The organism is Candidatus Hydrogenedentota bacterium (assembly GCA_035416745.1).
Classification (GTDB): Bacteria; Hydrogenedentota; Hydrogenedentia; order Hydrogenedentales; family SLHB01; genus UBA2224.
Map to the genome: position 1 here is coordinate 19,353 of DAOLNV010000057.1, position 5,993 is coordinate 25,345.

Here is a 5,993-nt window from a genome sequence, read left to right on the forward strand (position 1 = left end):
GCGGCATCCGCGCTGGCCCAGAGCGAACTGGTGGTGATGTTCGACACGTTTGGCAGTTTCGGGGACGCCGCGGACGCGGCGGGGGGCGTCGTGTTCAACCACATCCCGGGCGGCTGCCACGTCCTGTATATGGATGGTCATGTCGAGTTCGTGCGCTATCCCGGCCGTTTTCCCGTGGTGGACGACGCAGCCAACGGCCACGGCATTCTCCGGCAGGTGGGCCATTATGGCCTTGGATAGGAACCGCCGGGCACCCGGGCGCACGCGGGCGCGTCTCTTCGCGGGATGCGCCGCGGCCTTGTGCATTATCGCCGCGGGGTGTGTTCCCCAGGACGAACCGGTGGTAGCCGGCACGGCACTGATGCAATGCGCGGTGCAAGACCTCGTGGCTGGTGACACGGCGCCGCCAGTGCTGATCCCGCCGGGGAGCTGTCCGGGTCATTACGACATGCGTCCGGGTGACGTTGCGCGTGTCGCGGGCTGCGATGTGCTGCTGCTTCATCCCTGGCAAGAGACCATGCCAAACGTCACGAACGTGGTGCGCGCTTCGGGCATCGCGCCGGAGAACGTGCTGGTCGTGCCCGTGCCGGGCAACTGGATGGTGCCCGGCGCGTATGCGGAAGCTCTGCAATCGGTGGCGGGCGTCCTGGAAGCGCACGGCTTGGGTCCGGAAGATATGCCGGGCCGCGTAGCGCAGCGGAGCGCCGAGGTGAGAACCCTGGGCCAAACATTGCTCGCGAGCCTGGAAACCGCTGGTGCAACCGGCACGGCCGTTTTGTGCCAGGAGATGGCCGCTCCGTTCGCCGAATGGGCGGGGTTCTCCGTTGCGGGCGCCTTCGGGCGTTCCGAAGATCTGAGTGTGAGCGATGTCGAGGCCCTCGTCCGGCGCGGCAAAGACCGCGGGGTGTCCCTTGTCATTGACAACCTGCAGAGCGGCGACGAAGCGATCGGCGCGGTGCTGGCCCGCGAAATGGGCGCGGAACGGGTCATCATCTCGAACTTTCCGGGAGGATTGCCCGGCACGGAAACGTGGGACCGCGCGGTTGCCCGAAACGTCGGGCTTCTTGTTGACGCGTTGGAGCATGTCCGGTCCCCGCGGCGCAGCCCGGCCAATTCCGATGGACAATGACGCAGTAAGACTCGAAAAGGTCACCGTTGCGGTGCATGGCGCAACCCTGCTTCGCGACATTTCGCTCAGTGTCCCGCGCAGGTCGTTTGTGGGTATCCTTGGACCCAATGGCGCGGGCAAAACCACGCTTCTGACCCTGGTCAACGGGTTGACTCGTCCCACTTCGGGCAGCGTGACGGTGCTGGGCCGGCAGCCGTATGCCTGGGCAGGGCATGGTCTCCGCGCGGAGATCGGGTACGTGGCCCAGGCTGACCCCGTGGACCGGCGATTGCCTATCACCGTGCGCGAGACGGTGCTGGCCGCCCGATACGGCCGGCTCGGGTGGCTGCGGCGCCCCGGCGCCAGGGACTGGGCCTGCGTCTGCGAGGCTTTGGCGGCCGTGGGCATGGACCATCTCGCCGAGCGGCCGCTGGGGCTGCTTTCGGGCGGAGAGTACCAGCGCGTGGCCATCGCGCGAGCACTGGCCCAGGAGCCGCGCATCTTTCTGTTCGACGAACCGACAGCGTCCATTGATCCGAGAGTCCAATCCGAAATCGTGGCGCTCGTCGAGGACATTCACCGAACACGGGACGTGACTTCCCTGTACGTGACGCACGATTCAGGCACGCTGCCCCGGAGCTGCGAAACCGTCGTCCTCCTTCGCGAAGGGACCCTGTGGGCGGCGGGTCCGCGCGACGCCATGCTCGAGGAAACGAGGCTTGCGGAACTGTATGCCAGGGGACCCGCGCAGGAGGCAGGCGTGTAATGTGGGCGATATTCGAACGCGAGTTCATGCAGCACGCCGTGCTCGCCGGTCTGTGCGCGGGAGTGAGCTGCGGACTCGTGGGTGTGTTCGTGGTGACCATGCACCTCTCGATGCTGGGCATATGCATCGCGCACGCGGCATTTGCCGGAGCGATGCTCGGCGTCTGGATGGGGTTTGACCCGATCCTGGGGGCGCTGGCGTTCAGTTTCGCGGCGGCGGCGTTCGTGGGGCCCCTCGCCGATCGCGGACAACTCAACCCCGACAGCGCGGTGGGGATAGTGTTCTCGCTCATGCTGGGGCTGGCATTTCTGTTTGCCGGCCTGACACCCGGCTCGAAGGCCCAGGCTCTGGGCCTGTTCTGGGGGAATATTCTGACCGTTTCGACGGCCGACCTGGTCTATCTGATCGCGGTTACCGCGGCGTTAGTGACTTTACTGGCCCTCTTCTTCAAAGAAATCCAGGCGGTGGTCTGCCACCGCCGGGTAGCGTTCGCAGTCGGGATTCCCGCCACGCTTGTATTCTACGGGCTGTTGTTCGCGACAGGAGTCACGGTGGCCGTGTCCTTGCGAACGGTCGGCGGACTCCTCATTTACAGTCTGTTGCTCAATCCCGCGGCAGCGGCGCTTCAACTGACCTTCAGCCTGAGACGAATGTTCGTCCTGGCGGCGGTCTTCGGCGTATTCTCGTGCTGGATCGGTTTGACGGGTTCGTATTTGTGGGACCTGCCGACGGGCGCGTCGATTGTGATCGCCTCGTCGCTCATATTCGCGGCGGCCTTGGCTGTTTCGCCCAAACGAAGGATGACCTCATGGAGGAGATGAACCGGCGCATCGAGGCCTTTTTCGACAACCTCGCTCCCACATGGGACGAAGCGGTCGCCTCGCGCTTCGCGGACCGGCTCGCGGCGATGGTCGACGCGCTGGGTATCGCGGCCGGCGAGTCGGTGCTCGATGTCGGGGCCGGTACCGGCATCCTCGCAAGGCAATTGGTGGGCCGCGTCGCCCCGAATGGCCAGGTAGTGGCGGTCGACCTGTCCCGCGCCATGTTGCGGGAGGGGAAATCTCTCCGCCCGGACGCACCCGTCGCCTGGATACAGGCTGACGTTCTCGACTCCCCCTTCGCCCGGGGCGTTTTCGACTGGGTCATCTGCTACAGCGTGTTTCCCCACTTTCTCGACCAGCAACATGCCGTGACCGAGCTGGCCGGCCTGCTCAAACCGCGCGGCAAACTCGCTGTGCTCCATTCCCAAAGCCGCGAAGCCATCAACGAACACCACGAAAAAGTCGGCGACGTCGTGGGCGGCCACACCCTCCCCGGCGACGCAGGCATGACCATCCTGTTCCGCAACGCCGGCCTCGAACTCCTCCGCCTCGAAAACAGAGAGGACGGTTTTGTTGCTCTCGCGCAATTTCGGGGACACAATACTTAATTATCGTCTTGCCATAGATTCCTTCCGTGTTCCCGCAGTGCTTGCCCAGATAATTAAGTATTGTGTCCCCGAAATCGAGGACCGGTCTTGCGTTTTCCGAGGAAGCGGCCGAGACGTCGTTCAAGATCGTGGACGAATGTGGCACTGCCGAGCGGCCGACCCGTACGGGCGTGTTGGCGAAGACGCAGTAGCTCCTCTTCTTCGATGTCGAGGGCAAGATACCGTTGCCAATCGCCGACATAGTCGATCGTGTCGTTGACATTTCCGAGAAGTGGATCGGGATCCCCCGTGAGATGAGCGCGTGCGCTGCTCCAAGGCCATTCCCCGGGGGTGGCTGCCAATCCCGCACGCACAGGATTCAATTCAACATAGCGCATGGCGGTCAAGTAATGATCTTCATCCATAACGAAGGAGGCAAAGCGGCCTTGCCAGAGGTAGCCGCGCCAGCCTTCACGCTCGTTGATGTGGCAGGTGTAGCGGCGATGGGTTTCGCCGATGGCCCGGCCCAACCCGTCGGAAGTCTCGGGGATGGCAATCAAATGAACATGGTTGGGCATGAGGCAGTATGCCTGGATTTCCACTCGGTGCACTCCGCACCACGTCTTGATGTGTCTGAGGTAGACACGATAGTCATCTTCTCGAAAGAATGTGGCCATACGCCGGTTGCCGCGCTGGGTAACGTGATGCGGCATCCCCGGAACCACCACTCGCGCAATGCGTGCCATGCAGGGAGAATAACGAACCCATCCAGACAATGCAATACTTAATTAGATATTTGGTAGACAACAATAACTTGACATTTTTGGGGACACAATACTTAATTGCTGTCTTGAGGCCAATTCCTGGCGTGTTGCCGCGCTGTTTGCGCGAGCAATTAAGTATTGTGTCCCCAAAATTAGGAGGACCCCACCGAGATGAAACGACGAGACTTTCTTGCAGTAGCGGCCGGAGCGGGCGCGGGGGCGTTGACGGCAGTCGCGGACCGGTCCGTACACGCGGCGGCCCCGCCTGCTGCCAGACCCATGCGCATTCACCTCTGGTGCTGGGATTCGCGCATGACGTGGGACGACGAGCCGGAGGCCATTGCCTTGCGCATGGCGTCCGCCGACAAGAAGTTCACGTACCCGAAGCGGCCCGATTCGTTTCTGTCGGGGTTCAAACGGCTCGTGGACTATTGCGGGCGCATCGGCGTGCACAGCATCACTGTCTGGGGGTTTCTGCGGGACGCCCACGGCGGCGTGCAGGCGGCGGCCGAGCTGTGCGAATACGCGGCGGACCGGGGCGTCGGCATCTTGCCGGGCGTGGGACTGTGTTCCTACGGCGGGTATTACTACGAGGGGGACCATCCCTTCAACCTGGACACGTACTTGCGCGCGCATCCCGAGCGCGTCTCGAGCGCCAATGAGGAACGCGGCGGGCGGCTCGTGACGCCCGTGCTCGATCCCGCGCTCGACGCCAACCGTGCATGGTGGCGCGACGGGCTCGAATGGATGCTCGAAACGTTCAAGATCGCCGGGATCGACTATGAGATGGGCGATTTCATCGTCAATCCCTCGCCTGAGGCCAAGGCCGCACGCGCCGCGCTCGGATTCGAGGCCGACGGGAATATCATGGACGCCGTTATCGCCACAAGGGAGCTGATGGACTATGCCTACCGGGCCGCGCCGGAGGGTACCTTCATCAACTGCACCTATCGCGGGTTGCAAGACATCACCGGGTTTCCGAGCATGCCCTATATCAACGCCCTGCATCCGAAGACCGTGTGGGAGTACACCATGCTGGGCACGGTCCGGCGTTCGGGCTTCCCCGACGAGTTTATAGCCATGCCGGACCACCGCAAATACGGCTACCTGCATTGGTTCAACCCGTCCACTCAAACCACAAGCACGGACTATGTGCCCGAGATCGCACGGGTGTTTCCAGGGCTGGCCCAACTGAAATTCGACTTCGTGGGAACCTACGGCGAGGTTTCGGCGGTTGGCAATCTGCTGGCCGACCGCAATTACCAGGCGCAGGTGGCGTGGGCCAAAGACCCTGCATTGACTCTCGACGGGTTCAACGAGGGGTTCGGTCCTGCCTGAGCGCGCCGGGCAAAGGGCGCAGGGCAATACTGCACTATCTGCCCTCACAGAAAGGGCGTTGGGTCGATGGGGCGGTCGTCTCGGCGCACCTCATAATGTAGATGGCAGCCGCTTGCATGGCCGGTCTTGCCGGTTTGGCCAAGGATCTGCCCAGCCTTCACCCTGGCGCCTTCTTTGACCTTGATTTCCGAGAGGTGCCCGTAGAGAGTGCTGTAACCCTGGGAATGGCGCATGACCACGTATTTCCCGTATCCCCCGCGGTCGCGCCCGGAGCAGCATACGACTCCGTCGGCCGTAGCGTATACCGGACACCCCTTCGGCGCGCTGATGTCGATACCCTGATGGGGGCGGGTGCGCCCGCCGCCAGCCGAGCGCGGTTCACCAAACGTCGAGGTCACTGTCCGGGCGGCGGACGGTGTCGGCCAGATGCAGGGCACGGGGCAGGGCCTCCGGGCGTCCGGCGCGCGGGTAGCGCACGCGGTAATCCCTGCCGCGAGGACGAGGACCGCCAAGGCCTTGATGGGGCTGGCGAGCCAGCGTACACGCATCCTGTGCGCCGTCCGGTCCATCTACGCCTCCACGCACCACAATATGTTGTGGGATCTTGGC

At 63.5% G+C, this 5,993-nt stretch carries 8 protein-coding genes; 6 read left to right on the top strand and 2 right to left on the bottom strand.

The genetic code is table 11. The annotated features are described in order from the left end of the window. The 5 genes from PLJ71_15785 to PLJ71_15805 all read left to right on the top strand — a co-directional run. A partial coding sequence (locus PLJ71_15785) for a hypothetical protein (GenBank protein HQM50148.1) occupies nucleotides 1-240 on the top strand: 240 nt, incomplete at its 5' end. Further along, the gene (locus tag PLJ71_15790) at nucleotides 227-1,129 is read left to right on the top strand and encodes a zinc ABC transporter substrate-binding protein (GenBank protein ID HQM50149.1); all 903 of its coding nucleotides are present in this window, start codon (nucleotides 227-229) and stop codon (nucleotides 1,127-1,129) included. The genes PLJ71_15785 and PLJ71_15790, both read left to right, overlap by 14 nt. Further along, nucleotides 1,119-1,874: a metal ABC transporter ATP-binding protein gene (locus PLJ71_15795; protein HQM50150.1), complete on the top strand. Its 756-nt coding sequence runs from the start codon at nucleotides 1,119-1,121 to the stop codon at nucleotides 1,872-1,874. Before PLJ71_15790 ends, PLJ71_15795 begins: the two co-directional genes overlap by 11 nt. Beyond that, a complete protein-coding gene (locus tag PLJ71_15800) occupies nucleotides 1,874-2,695 on the top strand; it encodes a metal ABC transporter permease (protein ID HQM50151.1) in 822 nt (273 codons plus the stop codon). Before PLJ71_15795 ends, PLJ71_15800 begins: the two co-directional genes overlap by 1 nt. Continuing rightward, nucleotides 2,683-3,303, top strand: coding sequence for a methyltransferase domain-containing protein (locus tag PLJ71_15805; GenBank protein HQM50152.1), 621 nt, complete (start codon nucleotides 2,683-2,685; stop codon nucleotides 3,301-3,303). Before PLJ71_15800 ends, PLJ71_15805 begins: the two co-directional genes overlap by 13 nt. A 53-nt stretch (nucleotides 3,304-3,356) precedes the next feature. On the opposite strand, the gene PLJ71_15810 is transcribed toward PLJ71_15805, so the two are convergent. Further along, nucleotides 3,357-4,028, bottom strand: a complete 672-nt coding sequence (locus tag PLJ71_15810; protein HQM50153.1) for a transposase — start codon at nucleotides 4,026-4,028, stop codon at nucleotides 3,357-3,359. A 189-nt stretch (nucleotides 4,029-4,217) separates the two neighbouring features. Here PLJ71_15810 and PLJ71_15815 point away from each other — a divergent pair, with 189 nt between their 5' ends. Then, on the top strand, nucleotides 4,218-5,384 hold the full coding sequence (locus PLJ71_15815) for a hypothetical protein (GenBank protein ID HQM50154.1): 1,167 nt from the start codon (nucleotides 4,218-4,220) through the stop codon (nucleotides 5,382-5,384). Nucleotides 5,385-5,428: 44 nt separating this feature from the next. Here the strand turns inward: PLJ71_15815 and PLJ71_15820 are convergent, their stop codons facing one another. Continuing rightward, nucleotides 5,429-5,953, bottom strand: a complete 525-nt coding sequence (locus PLJ71_15820; protein ID HQM50155.1) for a M23 family metallopeptidase — start codon at nucleotides 5,951-5,953, stop codon at nucleotides 5,429-5,431. Nucleotides 5,954-5,993: the final 40 nt, after the last annotated feature.

Excerpts from the sequence above, each read along its gene's own strand:
- PLJ71_15790 (HQM50149.1), top strand. The coding sequence starts at position 227 with ATGGCCTTGGATAGGAACCGCCGGGCACCCGGGCGCACGCGGGCGCGT.
- PLJ71_15795 (HQM50150.1), top strand. The coding sequence starts at position 1,119 with ATGGACAATGACGCAGTAAGACTCGAAAAGGTCACCGTTGCGGTGCAT.
- PLJ71_15800 (HQM50151.1), top strand. The coding sequence starts at position 1,874 with ATGTGGGCGATATTCGAACGCGAGTTCATGCAGCACGCCGTGCTCGCC.
- PLJ71_15805 (HQM50152.1), top strand. The coding sequence starts at position 2,683 with ATGGAGGAGATGAACCGGCGCATCGAGGCCTTTTTCGACAACCTCGCT.
- PLJ71_15810 (HQM50153.1), bottom strand. The coding sequence starts at position 4,028 with ATGGCACGCATTGCGCGAGTGGTGGTTCCGGGGATGCCGCATCACGTT.
- PLJ71_15815 (HQM50154.1), top strand. The coding sequence starts at position 4,218 with ATGAAACGACGAGACTTTCTTGCAGTAGCGGCCGGAGCGGGCGCGGGG.
- PLJ71_15820 (HQM50155.1), bottom strand. The coding sequence starts at position 5,953 with ATGGACCGGACGGCGCACAGGATGCGTGTACGCTGGCTCGCCAGCCCC.